The 17,208-nt window shown below is 60.4% G+C and carries 18 protein-coding genes; 2 read left to right on the top strand and 16 right to left on the bottom strand.

The window, feature by feature from the left end:
• Positions 1-3: 3 nt before the first annotated feature.
• The gene (locus KP699_RS12175) at positions 4-891 is read right to left on the bottom strand and encodes a LysR family transcriptional regulator (RefSeq protein ID WP_215762807.1); all 888 of its coding nucleotides are present in this window, start codon (positions 889-891) and stop codon (positions 4-6) included.
• Between the two features lie 111 nt (positions 892-1,002).
• Here KP699_RS12175 and KP699_RS12170 point away from each other — a divergent pair, with 111 nt between their 5' ends.
• A complete protein-coding gene (locus tag KP699_RS12170; protein WP_215762806.1) occupies positions 1,003-2,076 on the top strand; it encodes a YeiH family protein in 1,074 nt (357 codons plus the stop codon).
• A gap of 161 nt (positions 2,077-2,237) precedes the next feature.
• Here KP699_RS12170 and KP699_RS12165 read toward each other — a convergent pair whose 3' ends face one another.
• The 8 genes from KP699_RS12165 to rpmH all read right to left on the bottom strand — a co-directional run bounded on the left by KP699_RS12165 (position 2,238) and on the right by rpmH (position 9,184).
• The gene (locus KP699_RS12165; RefSeq protein WP_237388681.1) at positions 2,238-2,870 is read right to left on the bottom strand and encodes a hypothetical protein; all 633 of its coding nucleotides are present in this window, start codon (positions 2,868-2,870) and stop codon (positions 2,238-2,240) included.
• Positions 2,867-4,063 (bottom strand): succinyl-diaminopimelate desuccinylase, encoded by a 1,197-nt coding sequence (gene dapE, locus KP699_RS12160; RefSeq protein WP_215762805.1) that lies wholly within the window; start codon positions 4,061-4,063, stop codon positions 2,867-2,869. The genes KP699_RS12165 and dapE overlap by 4 nt, the downstream gene beginning before the upstream one ends.
• A 29-nt stretch (positions 4,064-4,092) precedes the next feature.
• Positions 4,093-4,941, bottom strand: coding sequence for a 2,3,4,5-tetrahydropyridine-2,6-dicarboxylate N-succinyltransferase (dapD, locus tag KP699_RS12155; RefSeq protein ID WP_212360337.1), 849 nt, complete (start codon positions 4,939-4,941; stop codon positions 4,093-4,095).
• 143 nt (positions 4,942-5,084) lie between these two features.
• Positions 5,085-5,990, bottom strand: coding sequence for an acetylglutamate kinase (gene argB, locus KP699_RS12150; RefSeq protein ID WP_077930296.1), 906 nt, complete (start codon positions 5,988-5,990; stop codon positions 5,085-5,087).
• Positions 5,991-6,025: 35 nt separating this feature from the next.
• On the bottom strand, positions 6,026-6,703 hold the full coding sequence (gene yihA, locus KP699_RS12145) for a ribosome biogenesis GTP-binding protein YihA/YsxC (protein ID WP_086655739.1): 678 nt from the start codon (positions 6,701-6,703) through the stop codon (positions 6,026-6,028).
• Positions 6,703-8,469 (bottom strand): membrane protein insertase YidC, encoded by a 1,767-nt coding sequence (gene yidC / locus KP699_RS12140; protein ID WP_215762804.1) that lies wholly within the window; start codon positions 8,467-8,469, stop codon positions 6,703-6,705. Before yidC ends, yihA begins: the two co-directional genes overlap by 1 nt.
• 149 nt (positions 8,470-8,618) lie before the next feature.
• Entirely contained in the window at positions 8,619-9,026 is a 408-nt protein-coding gene (gene rnpA / locus KP699_RS12135; RefSeq protein ID WP_077930298.1) for a ribonuclease P protein component, read from the bottom strand.
• Between the two features lie 23 nt (positions 9,027-9,049).
• Complete coding sequence (gene rpmH, locus KP699_RS12130) at positions 9,050-9,184, bottom strand: 50S ribosomal protein L34 (protein WP_025829074.1); 135 nt, start codon at positions 9,182-9,184, stop codon at positions 9,050-9,052.
• A 151-nt stretch (positions 9,185-9,335) separates the two neighbouring features.
• On the opposite strand from rpmH, the gene KP699_RS12125 reads away from it, so the two are divergent.
• The gene (locus tag KP699_RS12125) at positions 9,336-9,863 is read left to right on the top strand and encodes a hypothetical protein (protein WP_215762803.1); all 528 of its coding nucleotides are present in this window, start codon (positions 9,336-9,338) and stop codon (positions 9,861-9,863) included.
• A gap of 22 nt (positions 9,864-9,885) precedes the next feature.
• Here KP699_RS12125 and gloA read toward each other — a convergent pair whose 3' ends face one another.
• From gloA to bamA, 7 genes are all read right to left on the bottom strand, one after another.
• On the bottom strand, positions 9,886-10,278 hold the full coding sequence (gene gloA, locus KP699_RS12120) for a lactoylglutathione lyase (protein WP_215762802.1): 393 nt from the start codon (positions 10,276-10,278) through the stop codon (positions 9,886-9,888).
• A 32-nt stretch (positions 10,279-10,310) separates the two neighbouring features.
• Entirely contained in the window at positions 10,311-11,153 is an 843-nt protein-coding gene (locus KP699_RS12115; RefSeq protein WP_215762801.1) for an LpxI family protein, read from the bottom strand.
• Positions 11,150-12,037 carry an acyl-ACP--UDP-N-acetylglucosamine O-acyltransferase gene (gene lpxA, locus KP699_RS12110; RefSeq protein WP_212356171.1) on the bottom strand — a complete coding sequence of 296 codons (888 nt, stop codon included), beginning with the start codon at positions 12,035-12,037 and terminating at the stop codon, positions 11,150-11,152. The genes KP699_RS12115 and lpxA overlap by 4 nt, the downstream gene beginning before the upstream one ends.
• Positions 12,038-12,143: 106 nt before the next feature.
• A complete protein-coding gene (fabZ, locus tag KP699_RS12105; RefSeq protein WP_306297667.1) occupies positions 12,144-12,581 on the bottom strand; it encodes a 3-hydroxyacyl-ACP dehydratase FabZ in 438 nt (145 codons plus the stop codon).
• A gap of 84 nt (positions 12,582-12,665) precedes the next feature.
• A complete protein-coding gene (gene lpxD, locus KP699_RS12100) occupies positions 12,666-13,751 on the bottom strand; it encodes a UDP-3-O-(3-hydroxymyristoyl)glucosamine N-acyltransferase (RefSeq protein WP_025828784.1) in 1,086 nt (361 codons plus the stop codon).
• Between the two features lie 2 nt (positions 13,752-13,753).
• On the bottom strand, positions 13,754-14,647 hold the full coding sequence (locus KP699_RS12095; protein ID WP_077930305.1) for an OmpH family outer membrane protein: 894 nt from the start codon (positions 14,645-14,647) through the stop codon (positions 13,754-13,756).
• Between the two features lie 4 nt (positions 14,648-14,651).
• The gene (gene bamA, locus KP699_RS12090) at positions 14,652-17,081 is read right to left on the bottom strand and encodes an outer membrane protein assembly factor BamA (protein WP_086655744.1); all 2,430 of its coding nucleotides are present in this window, start codon (positions 17,079-17,081) and stop codon (positions 14,652-14,654) included.
• Positions 17,082-17,208: the final 127 nt, after the last annotated feature.

Genomic DNA, 17,208 nt, shown 5'->3' with positions numbered 1-17,208 from the left:
CCCTCACCCCTGCTGCGCTGAATACTGCGCAATAAAATCTGTCAGAGCCTCAACGGCCTGACTCCGGTACCGTTCCTTGTGCCGCAGGCCGAAGAACTCGCGCGGCCCGAAGGCCAGCGGAGCCGCATACAACGTGCCCGCCGCCAGCGCTGGAGCAACGACGAGAGAGGACAGACCGGCAATCCCGGCCCCGGCCTCAACGGCCGTGCGCACGCTTTCATTAGATGGCAGAACCAGAACCTCGGTCAGCGTCTCGGGGTCCACGCCGCTCTGCCGCAAACACTCATCCAGCGTGGAGCGGGTGCCAGACCCTTGCTCCCGCATCACCCAGTCTGCCTTTTGCAGGGCTTCCGGGGTGCAGCTTTGCGCATCAAACGGTGTGGAGCGTACCAGCACCAGCCGATCCTGTGCAATGGGCCACTGCGCCAGAACAGGGTTGTCCACTTTGCCTTCCACAATGCCAAAGTCAGACTGCCCCGCCTGCACATGGGCCGCAACCTGCATGGTGTTGCCAATTTCCAGCACGATTTCCAGATGCGGGAACCGCGCCCGGAAGGCCGCGAGTGCGGGCGGCAGCCAGTATGCCGCAATGGTCTGGCTGGCAACAACGCGCAGGGTGCCGCGCTTCAGGCCGCTCAGATCATCCAGCATGGCCTCCGCCGCGGCAACACGCGCCAGAATAATGCGGGCTTCCGCCAGAAACAGGCTGCCTGCTTCTGTCAGCACAATCCCGCGCCCAACACGGTGAAACAGCCGGACCCCGTGCCGCGCCTCCAGTGCGGCAATCGCCGCCGAGACCGCAGACTGCGTGACATGCAGGGTTCTGGCCGCATCCGTCATGTGCTCCCGTTCCGCCACACACACAAAAATCCGAAGCTGCTCAAGAGTCACAATCAGGCCATCCTTTTCCAATTCATTATTTTTACTGATTGGAATGAGAAAAACAATGCGTTGGATTGATTGATCTTCCGCGCCTAGATCAGAGGGCGGAAGGACACATCCATGATCACCGCATCTCTGGGCACAGTCTATCGCACCCTCCGCACCCGGCTCCCCGGCATTGGCTTATGCGCGGCCATTACAGGAGGCGCGTATGGCCTCCAGTCACTCGAATCCCTGCTGTTTGGCAAGGTGTGGCTGGAAGCACTTGTTCTGGCCATCCTGCTGGGCGCCTGCATCCGTAGCCTATGGACGCCAGACACTCAGTGGGATGCGGGTATCTGCTTCAGCGCACGAACCCTGCTGGAGGTTTCCGTCATGCTGCTGGGTGCCTCCGTCAGCGCAGCCGCTCTCATGCCACTTGGCCCCCGGTTGCTGGCGGGGATTGCCACCGTCGTCGCCACGGCCATTCTGGTGAGTTTCGGCCTTGGCAGGCTGCTCGGCCTTTCGCCCCGCATGGCCCTGCTTGTCGCCTGCGGGAACGCCATTTGCGGCAATTCCGCCATTGCCGCCGTGGCCCCGGTGATCCGGGCAGACAGCAAGGATGTGGCAGCCTCCATCGCCTTTACGGCTGTTCTGGGGATTGGAGTGGTGCTTGCCCTGCCCGTTCTGGCCTTTGCGACGGGGATGACTGACCAGTCCTTCGGCATTGTTGCGGGCATGACGGTGTATGCCGTGCCGCAGGTTCTGCCTGCCACAGCACCCCTTGGCCCACTGGCTGTGCAGACAGGGACTGTTGTTAAACTGATGCGGGTGCTGATGCTGGGGCCGGTCTGCTGTGTTCTCTCTTGCCTTGCGCCCCGCCTGCCTCCTGCGCAGCCGGATGGTAGCACTATCACCGCCGGACCAGCCAAGGCCGGGCGTCCCGGCCTCACACAATTTGTCCCGTGGTTCATCCCCGGTTTTCTGGCGCTCATGCTCTGCCGCAGTCTCGGGCTTGTCCCTTCAGGCCTGATTGCGCCGCTTACGCAGACAGCAACAGTGCTGACAGTCCTGTCCATGGCGGCTCTGGGGCTGGGGGTTGATGTTCGTACCGTCGCCAGAGCAGGAAGCCGCGTCACGACAACCGTCGTCCTATCGCTCACCGTGTTAGGGGGGCTGAGCCTGCTTCTGCTCCGTCTGGTGGCCCTGAAGTGAAAAGGCTTGCCCTCCTGCAAGACTCCACACACGGATACGCAGCCCATAAAAAAACCTGCGCGGCGTGAGAGAATTGCTCTCATGCCTGCACAGGCTTTTCAAAAACAGGATAACTTTCTTCCCTCAGACCGCACTCTTCGCAGCGTGGTCTGGTGAGAGACTTAGTGGGACGGCTTAATTGAAATCATCGGCTGAAGCAGATCCTGCATCACGATGTAATGCGGCGGCAGCAGAGCCGCGAGACCGTAAAGAACCAGCGTCGCCGCCAGCACCGAGACATACATCAGCACGGCACGCCCCCGGCTCAGCCCGAGCCCGACACGCGCCACATACCATTGCAGCCAGATTTCATAGACAGAGACCGTGACCATCAGCGCGGCCATAAAACCCGGCTGATGCAGCAGCGGCGGGAAAAGCAGGCCCGCCAGAACCGTTGCCACCAGAGAGATAAGCACCACCACCCAGCCACACCATGTAGAGGCCGTGATATAGCGGAGCCAGAGCGCATCCCGCCCCCATTTATGGGCATAAAAATGCGAGATTACAGCAGGCAGCAGCACCACACACAGAGAAAGCAGGAGCTTGGTAAAGCCCAGCACCTTGTCCGCCTGCATGGAGGCCTGAAAAATACCGACCAGCAATAACGCCAGTTGCGGCGCAAGGGCCGCACCAAAGGAATCCGGCGTTCCCTGAAAGCAGCCAATGCCTTCACGCCGCCCGCTGGCCAGCAGCAGCATCCCCTGCAAAATTCTGCGGCCATTACCCTGTTTGCCAGAACCCGAACTTGAAATCACGCCATGACCCCTTCCAGAAAGGTCTTATAAATCGTCGTCAATGTTTCCAGATCGGCCAGTGTGGTGTGTTCATCCACCTTGTGAATACTGGCCCCGACCAGACCAAATTCCGCCACCGGGCAATAATTTGCAATAAAGCGCGCATCAGATGTGCCGCCACCCGTATCCAGCTTAGGCGTGCGGCCTGTCACGGTCTGCACGGCCTGCACCAGATGGTCCGTCGCCGCCCCCGGTGCCGTCAGGAAAGATTCCCCGCTGATGCGTACAGTCACCCGCGCCGTGGGCGCGTGCTGGCGGCAGATGGTCTCCAGCCAGCCTTTCAGGCCTGTGCCGGTATGCAGGTCATTAAAACGGATATTCAGCCGCGCTTCCGCTTTTGCCGGGATCAGGTTGGTCGCGGTATTGCCCACATCCATACTGGTAATTTGCAGGCTGGAAGGCTCAAACCAGTCAGACCCGTTATCCAGCGGCGTCTCACGCAAAGCACTCAGCACACTGAGCAGCTTATGCACCGGATTATCCGCCCGATGCGGATACGCCACATGGCCCTGCACGCCCTCCACCACAATATGGGCGTTCAGGCTGCCACGGCGGCCAATCTTGATCATATCCCCCATGGCGGCCGGGTTGGTGGGCTCCCCCACCACGCAGAAATCCGGGATCTGCCCCTGCTCCGCCATCCAGTCCAGCACCTTGCAGGTGCCGTATGTGGCGGGGCCTTCTTCATCCCCGGTAATCAGGAGGCTGATGGAGCCGGGCAGGCCGCCCTGCTGGACACACCGGGCAACAGCGGAGACAAAAGCGGCAATGCCGCCCTTCATGTCACACGCACCGCGCCCGAACAGAATACCGTCTGCAATGTCTGCCGCGTAAGGCGGATGGGTCCAGGCACTCTCCGCACCCGGCGGCACCACATCGGTGTGGCCTGCAAAACAGATGTGCGGCCCTGCCGTGCCCAGCCGGGCGAACAGGTTTGGCGTCCGCTCCGCCCCCTCCCCAAACGGCAGGGAGATAATGGTAAAGCCCAGCGCCTCCAGCATGGCGGCCAGAGTCTGCTGGGCCGGGCCGGGATCAGGCGAGACAGACGCATGCCGGATCAGCGCCTGCGTGACCGCCACCGGGTCCGTCAGATCGGGCAGAAGCCCGGTCCGGGGTCCGGTTGTGGTGGTCTGGTCCGGCGCTGAATAGGTCATGTGTATAATCTGCCTGAGAGATCCCGTGCTTAGTCGCGCAGCAGGTCGTTGATAGACGTCTTGGAGCGTGTGCGTTCATCCACCCGCTTCACAATCACGGCGCAGGCCAGATTGGGGTTCGGGCGGCCATCCGGCCCGACGGGGCTGGACGAGGGCAGCGTACCCGGCACCACCACGGAATAAGCCGGAACACGGCCCATGAAGATCTCACCCGTCGCACGGTCCACAATTTTGGTGGACGCGCCGAGGAACACCCCCATGGACAGAACAGAGCCACGCTCCACAATCACGCCTTCCGCCACTTCGGACCGCGCACCAATAAAGCAGTTATCTTCAATAATGACCGGAGCCGCCTGCAACGGTTCCAGAACACCGCCAATGCCTGCCCCGCCACTGATATGGCAGTTGCTGCCAATCTGCGCACAGCTTCCAACGGTTGCCCATGTATCCACCATTGTGCCGCTGCCCACATGCGCGCCCACATTCACAAAGCTGGGCATCAGCACCGCACCCGGCGCGATATAGGCGGAGTAACGCACCATGGCACCTGGCACCACGCGGAACCCGGCTTTTTCAAAGCGGGCCTGATCCCAGCCCTGAAACTTGACGGGGACCTTATCAAACGCCGGTCCACCCGCGGCAGCGCCCGGCACGATCACACTGTCATTCAGACGGAAAGAAAGCAGAACAGCCTTTTTCAGCCATTCATGCACCACCCAGCCATCTTCACTGGGGGCTGCCACGCGCAGACGCCCGGAATCCAGCGCCTCCAGAGCGGTTTCAATCGCCTTGCGATCATCACCAGTCGTGGCGGAGGAAATCCGGTCACGGGCGTCCCACAGAGTTTCAATTTGAGCGCGGAGAGTTTCTTCAGTCATAAGACAATACCGTCAGACAGGATGGAGACAGGGCCGGGGCGGAACCCCCGACCGGCAAAAAGAGGAAGGAACCATGCGGACAGGGCACGCTCCTGTCAACGCGGCGGGGCGGACACCTGCTGGCAGGTATCCGCCCACTCAGATTAGTCCGCGCGGATCAGCGTGCCGGAGCCGGACGCCGTAAACAGTTCCAGCAGGCAGGCATGCGGTGTGCGGCCATTGATGATCACGGCGGCCCGCGCCCCGGCCTGAACGGCCTCAATGCAGGTTTCCACCTTGGGGATCATGCCGCCGGTAATCACGCCGTCCGCAATGGCCTGCCGGGCCTGCTCGGCTGTCAGTTCCGGGATCAGCTTGCCGTCCTTGTCCAGCACGCCGGGCACGTCTGTCAGCATCAGCAGGCGCGTGGCATGCACGGCCCCGGCCACCGCACCGGCTGCGGTATCGGCATTGATGTTGTAGGTCGCGCCGTCTTCACCCAGACCAACCGGTGCAATCACCGGAATCAGCCCGGAGCCGGACAGAGCGTAAATCACCCGCGGGTCGACCTTAATCGGCTCACCCACAAAGCCGAGATCCAGCACCCGCTCAATCTGGCTATCCGGGTCCCGCACGGTGCGGGCCAGCTTGCGGGCGGTAATCAGCTTGCCGTCCTTGCCGGAAATACCAACCGCCAGCGCACCGGCCTGACTGATCAGTTCCGCCACTTCCTTATTGACGGACCCGGCCAGCACCATCTCAATCACATCGACCATACTGGCATCGGTCACGCGCAGGCCATCCACAAAGGTGGAGCGGATATCCAGCCGGGCCAGCATCTGGTTGATCTGCGGGCCGCCGCCATGCACCACCACCGGATTGATGCCAACCAGCTTGAGCAGGGCAATGTCCCGCCCGAACGTCAGCGCCAGTTCCGGGTCACCCATGGCGTGTCCGCCATATTTAACCACAATGGTATCACCCGCGTAACGCCGCAGATACGGCAGCGCACCAGCCAGAACGGCGGCTTCATGATGCAGATCAGGCAATGAGGAAGAAGGGTCGGTCATGGGCTGAAAATCCTGCTCGATAATCCTGCCGGGTGTTATTGGGGCGGCAGAGCAAAGTCTGCAAGTTCTGCCCGCAGAGGCTCAATGCCCAGTCCGGTCTCGCTGCTGGTCAGGGAAAGGAAGGGGCATGCCGCAGGGTGGCGTCTGGTCAGAGCCAGAACCTCTTCTTCCTTACGGGCCAGTGCCGTGGGTTTCACGGCATCACACTTGGTCAGCACTACCTGAAAACTGACGGCGGCGCGGTCCAGCAGCTTCATCACTTCCAGATCATGCGGTTTGACTTCAATCCGCGCATCCAGCAGCAGAAGCACCCGCCGCAGGCCGGGGCGGCCGCGCAGGTAGTCAAACATCATTTCCTGCCAGTCTTCCTTGACCGACTTCGCGGCTTTGGCAAAGCCGTAGCCCGGCATGTCCACCAGCATCAGCCTGTGGGCCAGATCAAAAAAGTTGAGCTGCTTGGTGCGGCCCGGCTGGGATGAGGCGCGGGCGAGCGTCTTCCGGCCTGTCAGCGCGTTGACAAGGCTGGATTTGCCCACGTTGGAGCGGCCCGCAAAGGCAATTTCCGGCAGGGTCTGCGGCGGGAGCTGCCCGAGCTTCTGCGCCCCGAAAATAAAATCGCACGAACCGGCAAAAAGCAGCCGCCCCTTTTCCAGGGCGGCGGCAATCTGTTCGTCATTCGTCAGGTCTCGAAAGTCAGTTCCGGCTTCGGGCATCAGCGCTTGCTCACTCCAGTCGTCTTGCCATCGGCAGTTTTATCAGCCGCCTTGAAGCGCCCGAGAATGATGAACTGCTGCAACGCCGTCAGCAGGTTGCTCCATGCGTAGTAGATCACCAGACCAACCGGCTGATGCGCCATGAAGAAGGTGAACACCAGCGGGATGAACGTCATCACCTTCTGCTGCGCCGGGTCCATGTTGGTGGAGCTGGAGCTGATCTTCTGCATCAGGAACATGGTCGCGCCATACAGGATGGGCCATGCACCAAGGGAGAGAATGGACAGCACCTGTGCCGGATCAAACGGGATCAGCCCGAACAGGTTGAAAACGTTCGTCGGGTCCGGGGCGGAGAGATCCTTAATCCAGCCAAAGAACGGCGCATGCCGCATCTCGATGGTGACATACAGATCCTTATACAGACACCAGAACACCGGAGCCTGAATAAGCAGGGGCAGGAAGCCGCCAAACAGGTTGACGCCCTCTTCCCGGTACAGCCCCATAATATGCTGCTGCATGGCCATCGGATCGTCTTTGTAGCGGGCGCGGATCTGGTCCACCTTCGGCTTCAGGCGGGCGGTCTTCCACGTCATGCGCATCTGCTTGATGGTCAGCGGCAGGAACAGCAGCTTCACGATCACGGTAAAGGTCAGCAGCGCCAGACCAAAATTGCCGATCATGGTGTAGAGCCAGTCCAGCACGAAGAAGACCGGGCGCGTCAGGAACGCCAGCCACCCGAAATCCACCGCTTTCCAGAACATGGGCACATGCAGGCTGTGCTCATACCGGTCCAGCAGACGCACTTCCTTCGCACCGGCAAACACATGTGCTTCGGAAGAGGCCGTCTGGCCTGCTGCCACCTGCACCGGGGCGCTGGCCGTAAAGCCCACCTGATAGATGTGCTGCGCGGGCAGATAGGTATAGGCCCCCACAGCCTGTGTGGTCTGGTCCGGCAGGACGGCCATCAGCCAGTATTTATCGGTAATCCCGGCCCAGCCGCCTGTGCCCTGATGGCTCCATGAGACGTTATCGGGCGGCACGCCTTCATTCCGCAGCGCCTTGTAGGACCCTTCATTCAGACGGCCATCAATGACGGAAATCGGCCCTTCATGCACCAGCATCCCGCCGTTGGTTTCCGGCGTGTAGGCACGGTTGACGCGGTAATACGGGTACAGCGCCACAGCCTGACCCGTTGCGTTATGCACGCGCTGGGTGACGGTGAACATGAAGTCCTGATCCACCGCCAGAGCAATTTCAAACGTCAGGCCCTGCCCGTTATCCCATGAGAGGGTGACGGGATGCGTGGAATCCAGCTTTGCGCTGTCTGCCTTCCACAACGTATGGGAATCGGGCAGACGCACGGAAACGTCGGACGGCGCGCGCCACCCGAAATCAATATAGTCCGGCCGCGTACTTGCGTCCTGAGACAGCACACGCACGTCCGGGCTGTCCGGCTTGACCGTTTCCCGATATTTTTTGAGGACCAGATCATCTAGCCGCGCACCGCGCAGATTGATGGAACCCTGCACGGCAGGGGCATCAATCGCCAGATGCGTCTCAGGCCCGCTGGCCTCACTGGCTGGATCGGCCGCAGCTTGCGCCGAGGCTGCGGGAGAAGGCTGCGCGGCACCAGACGGCGGCGCAGAAACACTTTGCGTTGTCTGCTGCGTAACAGGAGCTTTGGGCGCCTGCGGGAAGAAATAATCAAACCCGAGAAGAACCGCGGCTGACAGCAGTGTTGCCAGTATCAGACGTCTTGTATCCATTGCTGGCCTGCTGGCCCCCCTGCACGAAACGGAACAGATAATTCAACCGTGAAACACGGAGTCTTCACGGCACTCTGGTTTCCAGCGCAGGATGAGCAGGAATGCAAGCCGGGAAAGCATCTTCCTGCCCTGTCAGGCAGGCAGAAATCTCACTTATGGCCGGGCTTTGCGCTCCGGTCAGCCTGAGAAAGACACTGCTGCAAGGCTTTGCGAAAATCTGCCACCAGATCCACAAAAGAGCGGTTCAGGGTTGCAGCGCGGCCAATCAGAACCAGATCAAGGCCGTTAAGAGGTGTTTCAGTTTCCACAATGCGGACAACCTCGCGCAGCCTTCGGCGGGCGCGGTTGCGAACCACAGAGTTTCCAACTTTTTTTGTAACGGTAAACCCAACGCGCGGTGCGTTGGAGTCGGCCCGCTGAAAAAGCTGGAGCACCAGCCCCCGCACGGGCGCCTTACGCCCACGCGCGGCCAGAAAGAGAAACTCTTTCCGCTTTTTTAGGCGTTGGGAACGAACGGGCTCAGCCCCCGCTCCCTCCAGACTCTCACGCTGCTGCATGATGCCCGTAAGCCATAAAAAGCTTAAGCGGAGAGACGCTTACGGCCTTTGGAACGACGGTTGGCAATAACCTTGCGGCCACCAACAGTTGCCATACGTGCGCGGAAACCATGACGACGCTTACGGACGAGCCGGGACGGCTGATAAGTGCGCTTCATTGCAGCACTCCCTTCATTGATACAGATATGCAGGCAGCCCAGAGCCACCTGTCTTGAAGGGGCGGCTTATAATGTTCAGAAAGGAGAACGTCAATCATATCGGCAGAGTCCCGGCACACTCTGTTCCGACAAAAAGAAGGGCTGGTCCTCCATGAGCACCTCTCAATCCCCCCTCAGCATCGTGCTGCTTCTCTTCTGCCTGCCGCTCCTCGGCGCTTTGACCGCAGGGCTGCTCGGTCTTTCCTTCCCTGCGGGGCTGCTGCCTGTTGCGCTGACAGCCGGGATCGGGGCGTGGCTCGGCACCCGTTTCAGGACGTCTGCTCTGGCTAATTCGCGCCATCCGGCCCACAGTCAGCCCGCAGACTCGCGGCAGAACGCTTCCATAACACCGGTTGCAGTTACAGCACCCCCGTCTGCGCCCCTCACGCCCACGCTGCTCTCACAGCCTTCAGTCACACAGGCTCAGCCGGCTCCTGTGGCGGACACAGCCCCTGCTCCCGCAGCAACGGACGCTGACCCAAAGCTGCGGCACGATATCCGGAATATTCTCTCCCCGGCCAAGCTCGCAGCCGAGCAGCTTGGCACCAGCACGGACCCTCTGGTGCTCAAAGCCGTCAAAACCATAGACGAGTCTCTGGACCGCGCTCTGCTCCGCCTGAAGCAGAAACCGCAGTCCTGAAACCGCGCATCGCTGCGCGGAGTTAGCCGGGGCGCTGGATCAGTTCGATTTTATAACCGTCCGGGTCTTCCACAAAGGCAATGACGGATGTGCCGAACTTCACGGGGCCTGCTTCCCGCGTAACCTTGCCGCCCCCGGCCCGCACCTGCTCCACCGCAGCCGCGACGTCCGGCACACCGACGGCAAAATGCCCGAAACCGGTGCCGACGTCATAGCCGTCATCCTTGCCCCAGTTATAGGTCAACTCAATCTCGGCCTCACCGGCGGCATTGTCAGCATAGCCGATAAAAACGAGCGTATACTGGCCGTCCGGCACCTCGCGCCGCCGCAGTTCATGCATCCCCAGAAGTTTATAGAAAGCGATGCTGTCATCCAGATTTTTCACCCGGACCATAGTGTGCAAATAGCGTACCATCGCGCTGCGTCTCCTCTGTTTCGCTCTTGTTTTTAGCGCGCGAGAGGCTCCGGCGTTACCGCAATCAGGAATAATCCTGCCTGATCCGCCTCCCGCACACAGGCCTCGCGGTCTGTCAGCAAAGTATGGCCTGCCTCAAACGCAATCCCACGCAGGCCCGCCAGATGCGCGTTGCGCACCGTCGCAGGGCCAATGGTGGGCATATCCGCCCGCTTGTCCTGCCCGGGCTTGAGCAGCTTGACCAGCACACCACCCTCGCCTGGCTGTCGGCACTCTCCGGCGCGCGCCAGCATTCGGTCCGTGCCCTCCATGGCTTCCACAGCCAGCACCAGACCATTCTGCACCACACAGCCCTGCCCGATATCCATCCGGCCCAGCGCGTGCACAACCTCAATCCCGCGGCTGATATCCGCCTGAGCCTGATCATCCGGCGCAACCGCGCCCAGAATACCCGGGGGTACGACGGCGTGCGCCAGAAATTCATGCGCACCCCGGACACAGAACCCTTCCTCGCCCAGAATACGCACCAGAGCCGCCAGAAGCCCATCGTCTCCCGCAAACAGCGCGCGCCCCAGCCGGGCGAGAATACGCGCCCCTTCCGCATCCGGGTACAGGCTGCGCAGGGACGGACGACGGATAGGGCCAATCAGCACCAGATCCGTGCAGCCATGCTCCCGCAGAAGAGACAGCATGTGCCCCGCAGCGCCAAGGCGCACAAACTGGTGCGGCCAGGGGCTGATCACCTCTGGCTCCGCAAATCCATCAAATCCAAGAATAAAAACCGGCCGCCCGGCTGCCGCTGCGGCCTCGGCAACGCGTGCGGGAAGCGGACCGCCCCCGGCCAGAATACCAACTGCGCCGGGCTGCGCGCTCACGCGCCTTCGGTTTCCGCCGTGCTGAAGTCTCCACGCGCCACACGGACAAGGCCACGGCGGCTGGGAGCATCAATAAAAGCAAGAATTTCACGCACGCGGGGTTCATCCCCAAACTCACGCCGCATCACTTCCAGACGCGCCGCAAACGGCCCTTCCTCGCACACACCTTTCGGATACAGCGTGAGGAACGCCTTGCGCATCCGGTGGATTTCCGCGGACTGCACGCCGTTCCGGCGCAGCCAGATCCAGTGCAGGCCCACAAGCCGCGCGCGGTTCCCCAGTACGCTGCCGTAGGGGATAACGTCCGCTTCCACACCGGCCACACCGCCCACAAGAGCCGCATGGCCAATACGGACAAACTGGTGGATGGCGGCAGAGCCCATGACCCGCGCATCATCCTCAATTGTCACATGGCCACCCATGACGACGTTATTGACGATAATCACCCGGTTCCCGAGCGTGCAGTCATGCGCCACATGGGCGTTGGCCATAATCAGCACATCGTCACCAATATGCGTCAGGCCCGTGCCCACGGCGGTGCCACGATGGATGGTCACATGCTCACGCACCACCGTGCGGGCACCCACCTCACACCGGGTCGGCTCACCTTTATATTTGAGATCCTGCGGGGCCATGCCGATGGTGCTGAACGGGAAATAGCGTGACCCCGCACCCAGCCGCGTATGGCCATCCACCACAACGTGAGAAATCAGTTCCACGTTGTCTTCAATCACCACATGGGGGCCGACCGAACACCAGGGTCCGATTACCACGCCACGCCCAAGCCGAGCCTCTGGTGCAACAATGGCGGTAGGGTGAACACGCGCCCCCCCGTTTTCTCCTACTGCATGCACCAGTTCCACTCCTCTTTCACCTGTTTGCATCCCGCAGAGTACAACGCATTACGCGGGACTATCTGCCTCAGAAAACAGGCGTTTTCCGGGCAGATCAGGATATTTTGTAACACTTATCTTAAAAATAATGCGGGACTCAACCCATGATCATGGCGCTGAATGTTGCTTCCGCGACGGAAACCCCATCCACTTTGGCAACGCCACGGAACTTCCACACATTGGCGCGGTGGCGTTCCTTCACAACATGGATGCGCAACTGGTCACCCGGCTCCACAGGTCTGCGGAACTTGGCGTTTTCGATTGTCATGAAATAGACAACCTTGCCCTCAAAAGCCTTGCCAAGCGTCAGCACCACCAGCGTTGCTGCTGTCTGCGCCATGGCTTCTACAATCAGAACACCGGGCATAACGGGCCGCACAGGGAAATGACCGGGGAAGAACGGCTCGTTGACCGAGACATTCTTAATGCCGGTTGCCTCTTCCCCCAGTCTGATATCCACCATCCGGTCGATAAGAAGGAAAGGATATCTGTGCGGAATCGCCTGCATAATGCGCGTGACGTCAATCGCATCGATTGTCTGAACGTCCTGCTGCGATTCTTGTTTCGTCTCCACGTCCCCTGGACCACCTTTTTCAGCCGGACAGCGCCCGGTACCTGTTCAACCCTTGCCCGAACCGCCTTCTGCCGGTCCAGACGCTTTTTTGGACAGCTTGCGCAACACCGCAACATTCCGGAAAAACTCCCGGAACGGCATGGCCGGACTGCCAATCACATCAGCGCCGCCCTCCACATCGGACATCACGCCGCACTGTGCTCCAATACGCGCCTTGGCCCCAATACGGATATGCCCGATAAGGCCTGCCTGCGCTGCGACAGTCACATAGTCTTCCAGCACCGTGGAGCCGGAAATCCCGGCCTGAGACACCACAATGCAACACCGCCCAAGCCGGGCGTTGTGGCCGATCTGAACCAGATTGTCGAGCCGTGAGCCCGCACCAATCACGGTATCATTAACGGAACCGCGATCAATCGTGGTGTTTGCCCCGATCTCAACATCATGTTCCAGCACCACCTGCCCAAGCTGCGGCACGGTTTCAAACCCGTTCGGCCCCACGGCAAACCCGAAGCCATCCTGCCCGATGCGCGCACCCGGCAGAATAATCACACGCTCACCCAGTGTTGCGTGAGACAGGGTGACATGGCAGCCAATGCGGCAATCCGCACCCAGCACCACGCCCTCACCCACCACACAGTGAGAATTGATGATGCAGCGGGGGCCAATGTCAGCCCGTGCGCCAATCACCACAAACGGGCCGATTTCAGCTGACGGGTCCACCACGGCACTGGCATCAACCACTGCGAGGGGGTGAATACCCGGCTGCGCGGGAGCTTTGGGGTGAAACAGCCGCGCAACGCGGGACCATGCCAGATACGGCGTTGCGGACACCAGCGCGGCGGAATGCGCCGGAACCTTATCCGCAAACGCCGGAGCCACAATCACCAGACCGGCTTTTGTGCCTTCCAGCAGAGGCGCGTAGCGGCGATTATCAAGAAAACTGACATCCCCCGGCCCCGCGACCTGAAGCGGGGCAATGCCAGCGTAGCCAGCCTCGGGAAATCCGCCTTCACGCGGCGGAACCAGCGTGGCTCCGGCTGCATCAGCCAGAGCCTGCCCGTCAAACGGACCAGACCGTGTAAAAAACCGGGGGTCGGCTGGCCCGGAAGACGCCTGCGTGCTGGCCATCCTTACTTATGCGCAGCCGGAGCGGCGGCCGGAGCCGCAGGAGCGACAGCAGGAGCCGGACCCGTTGCCGGGGCATCCTGATCCGCATCTGCCGTGGTCGGCATCTTGCCGGATTTTGCCAGCTCTTCCGGGTCTACATTAGCATCCGGAATAAACACGGACGGCAGCACGCTGTTGAGCTGCTTGGCCACTTCGTTCGTAATGTCCTGCCCGTCAACATGCAGGGCAATCTGTTCGCTATGCAGCACCAGATTCATGCCATGGGCTGCCGCCACTTTCTGAATGACCTGAACCAGCTCACGCTCGATCTGACCCAGAGACACCTGCGCCGCTTCCTGAATGATCCGGTTGCGGTTGCGGAAGTCGTGCTGCGCCTTCATCACGCGGTTCTGCAGGCTGCGTTCCCGGTTCTGAATCTGGTCAGACGTCATGGTTTTCGCCTGAGCCTGCAGGTTCTGCTGCTCATTCCGCCAGCCTGCCTGCTCTTTCTGCAGGTCCTGCGCCAGCGCATCACGGCGGCCACCCAGAGTACGCTCCACCTGCATGGCAGCGGTAGACTGACGCATGACACCGGACACGCTGATCACGCCAATAACGGTCGGCGGCGGAGCGACACCCTTCGGCAGATCCTGCATGGACGGAATGGGCGGCAGCGGCAGGACCGGCGGGGTCTGCTGCTGGTCTGCTTCGCTGCTATCAGCCGGAGGTGCTGGCAACTGGACAGGAGACGGTGCCCGATGCTGGGTATGTGCCGCCGGAGGAGCAGGCTGCTGAGCCGCTTTGGGCACAAACCAGCCGCCGCCCGCGTTCTGAGCCATGGCGGACGGAGCCAGCGCAACGGAAATTGACAGGAGAGCCGCAGAAAGAGCGGCTGTTCTGTTAAAGTTAGGCATCATTACCTCAGAATTGCTGGCCGAAGCCAAAGCGAAGGAGCTGCGTGCGGTCATTATGGCTACGCATAACGGGCACGCCCAGATCGATATTCAGCAGACCGAAGGGGCTTTTCCATGAGAAACCCGCACCGGCACTGACACGCGGCCGCAAGGTGTTACCGCTTACGTCCTGCTTATTTGTGTAAGGATTGATAATATTCCGCTGGACGCGCAAGCCGGCGACGCTCCCGGAGTCAACAAATGCACGCCCCTTCACGCCCATGTCAGACAGGAACGGGATGGGAAAGTTCAGCTGGGCAGACGCCGTATACATAAAGCGGCCACCAATCAGATCTTCCGAGGCATGCCCGTAATAACCGATGCTTCGCGGCCCGGCACCACCGTCGAGGAAGCCTCGCAGATTGTTACCGCCCAGATAGAAGTTATCAATGATGCTTTTCTTGCCGTCGCCCCAGTCGGTCATGTAGCCCATGCCAGCCCGCAGCGCGACCGTCCATTCATGACTGTTGGTCAGGTCATCCAGCGGAATATAGTACGCGCCATTCACCTTGCCACGGACATACCGCGAGTTCCCGCCGATACCAGCAAAATCACCCCCGACAGACACCATATAGCCGCTATGCGGCACCATGTGATTGTCGCGCGTATCATAGACAAGATTGGTGCTGAGCTGGGAGAGCGTGGTTGCCCCTTTATTGTCCAGAACATACCATGAAGATTCATCCCATGTATTGCCGACGTTACGGCGCATCAGGGTGTAGCTCCAGGACTGGGACAGATAGCGGTTATAGGCATACCCCATACGCAGGGTGAGACCGTAACGGCTTTCTGAATAGTTCTGATAGGTCTGGTATTTGTTCTCAATCCCGAACAGGTCAATCCCCGCCACCATGTTGCGGCTCAGGAAGGCCGGATCAGTCACGGAGAAATCCGCCTGCTTCTGCCACATAGACATGGTACCGGACAGACCGGCATCCACACCTGAGCCGAGCAGGTTATGCTGCTTCAGGCCGATATTGCCCAGCACGCCAACGTCGGTTGAGTACCCGCCACCCAGCGAGAATTCACCCGTCGGCTTTTCCGTCACGTTGACAGACACGTTGGTACGGTCCTGCGCAGACCCCTGATTTTCATCCAGCGAAACGCTTTTGAAAAATCCGAGATCTTCCAGACTTTGCTTGGCATATTTCTTGTAGCTGGGAGTGTACGGGTCACCCTCCGCAAACGGCAACTGGCGACGGATCACGTTATCCTGCGTGACGGTGTTTCCGTTCACGTCAATCCGCTCAATATACCGGCGCGGGCCTTCGCTCACATCAAACAGCAGGTTGACGGTATGCTTTTCCGGGTTACGGGCAATTTCCGGGCGCACCATCGCAAACGGATGGCCCTGTGCCTGAAGAATTTCCTCCATATCCGTCGCGTTATCCTGCACGGCCTTACCGTCGTACCACTGATGGGCAAACAGCTCGACATATTTACGCAGGGACTTTGCCGGAACATGGCGCAGGCTGGACCGGATATCCACCTTCCCCAGACGGTAGCGAATACCCTCATTCATCGTGAAGGTCACGTAGAAGGATTTGCGGTCCGGAGAGAGTTCACCCGTAGCGTTCTTGACGTCAAAATCAACATAGCCATTGGCCAGATAGAAACGGCGCAGCAACTCGGCATCATATTTCAGACGGTCCGGGTTGTACTCATCAGAAGAGGAGAAGAACCGGTACCATGCGGTTTCCTTGGAGGAGACCACCCCGGCCAGACGCGCTTCCGAATAGGCTTTGTTGCCGACAAAGCTGATCTTGCGGATCAGCGTCTGCGGACCTTCATTGATCTGGAAGACAACGTCCACACGGTTATGCGCCAGACGGACAATCTGGGGCGTCACCACAGCGGCGTAACGGGCCTTCTGGGCGTAGACGTCCAGAATCTTCTGCCGGTCATCCGCCGTTGTTTCTGCTGAATACACAGCACGCGGACGCAGGGCGATAACCTTCCGCAGGTCTTCATCCTTCGCGGCGTGGTTGCCTTCAAACACAATGCGGTTGACGATCGGGTTTTCCACCAGACGCACATGGAGGATCCCCCCCTCACGCCGCATGGAGACATCCTTGAACAGACCCGTGGCGTAAAGCGTTTTCAGGGAGCGGTTCAGGTCTTCCTGACTGAACGAATCTCCCGGCCGCACCACCATGTAGGACAGCACGGTATTGGTCTCGATACGGGTATTCCCGGAGACCGTAATATCTTCAATCACCCCACCGGAATGTCCCGACAGAGCAGAGGTGGATGCCGAGAGTCTGGCCTGCCGCGCAGAGACGGAGGCAGGCGCCTGTGCGCCATCATCCGCAGCCGCAGCGCGCGCGACCTTTCCTTCCGTCAGAAAGAAAGGCAGCACGCAGACAGAAACAAAAAGGGCTGAACGCTTACCCGTCAAGATTTGCCATCCTCCATCCGGGTCGTTCCCATCTCAGGAGACCTTCCCCTGTTGTTCTGTCGCCCGCAGGGGGACGTATCCGATATAACCCGTGTCACGCAAGTTCTTCCGTTCCAGCCCGACTGTA

It is taken from the genome of Acetobacter sp. P1H12_c (assembly GCF_018811975.1).
Lineage (GTDB): Bacteria > Pseudomonadota > Alphaproteobacteria > Acetobacterales > Acetobacteraceae > Acetobacter > Acetobacter persici.
This window is presented reverse-complemented; position numbering and strand designations above follow the sequence as displayed.

Bases quoted from the DNA above. Each gene is read 5' to 3' on its own strand.
- KP699_RS12170 (WP_215762806.1), top strand. From the start codon at position 1,003: ATGATCACCGCATCTCTGGGCACAGTCTATCGCACCCTCCGCACCCGG.
- dapE (WP_215762805.1), bottom strand. From the start codon at position 4,063: ATGACCTATTCAGCGCCGGACCAGACCACCACAACCGGACCCCGGACC.
- dapD (WP_212360337.1), bottom strand. From the start codon at position 4,941: ATGACTGAAGAAACTCTCCGCGCTCAAATTGAAACTCTGTGGGACGCC.
- argB (WP_077930296.1), bottom strand. From the start codon at position 5,990: ATGACCGACCCTTCTTCCTCATTGCCTGATCTGCATCATGAAGCCGCC.
- yihA (WP_086655739.1), bottom strand. From the start codon at position 6,703: ATGCCCGAAGCCGGAACTGACTTTCGAGACCTGACGAATGACGAACAG.
- yidC (WP_215762804.1), bottom strand. From the start codon at position 8,469: ATGGATACAAGACGTCTGATACTGGCAACACTGCTGTCAGCCGCGGTT.
- rnpA (WP_077930298.1), bottom strand. From the start codon at position 9,026: ATGCAGCAGCGTGAGAGTCTGGAGGGAGCGGGGGCTGAGCCCGTTCGT.
- rpmH (WP_025829074.1), bottom strand. From the start codon at position 9,184: ATGAAGCGCACTTATCAGCCGTCCCGGCTCGTCCGTAAGCGTCGTCAT.
- KP699_RS12125 (WP_215762803.1), top strand. From the start codon at position 9,336: ATGAGCACCTCTCAATCCCCCCTCAGCATCGTGCTGCTTCTCTTCTGC.
- gloA (WP_215762802.1), bottom strand. From the start codon at position 10,278: ATGGTACGCTATTTGCACACTATGGTCCGGGTGAAAAATCTGGATGAC.
- lpxA (WP_212356171.1), bottom strand. From the start codon at position 12,037: ATGCAAACAGGTGAAAGAGGAGTGGAACTGGTGCATGCAGTAGGAGAA.
- lpxD (WP_025828784.1), bottom strand. From the start codon at position 13,751: ATGGCCAGCACGCAGGCGTCTTCCGGGCCAGCCGACCCCCGGTTTTTT.
- KP699_RS12095 (WP_077930305.1), bottom strand. From the start codon at position 14,647: ATGATGCCTAACTTTAACAGAACAGCCGCTCTTTCTGCGGCTCTCCTG.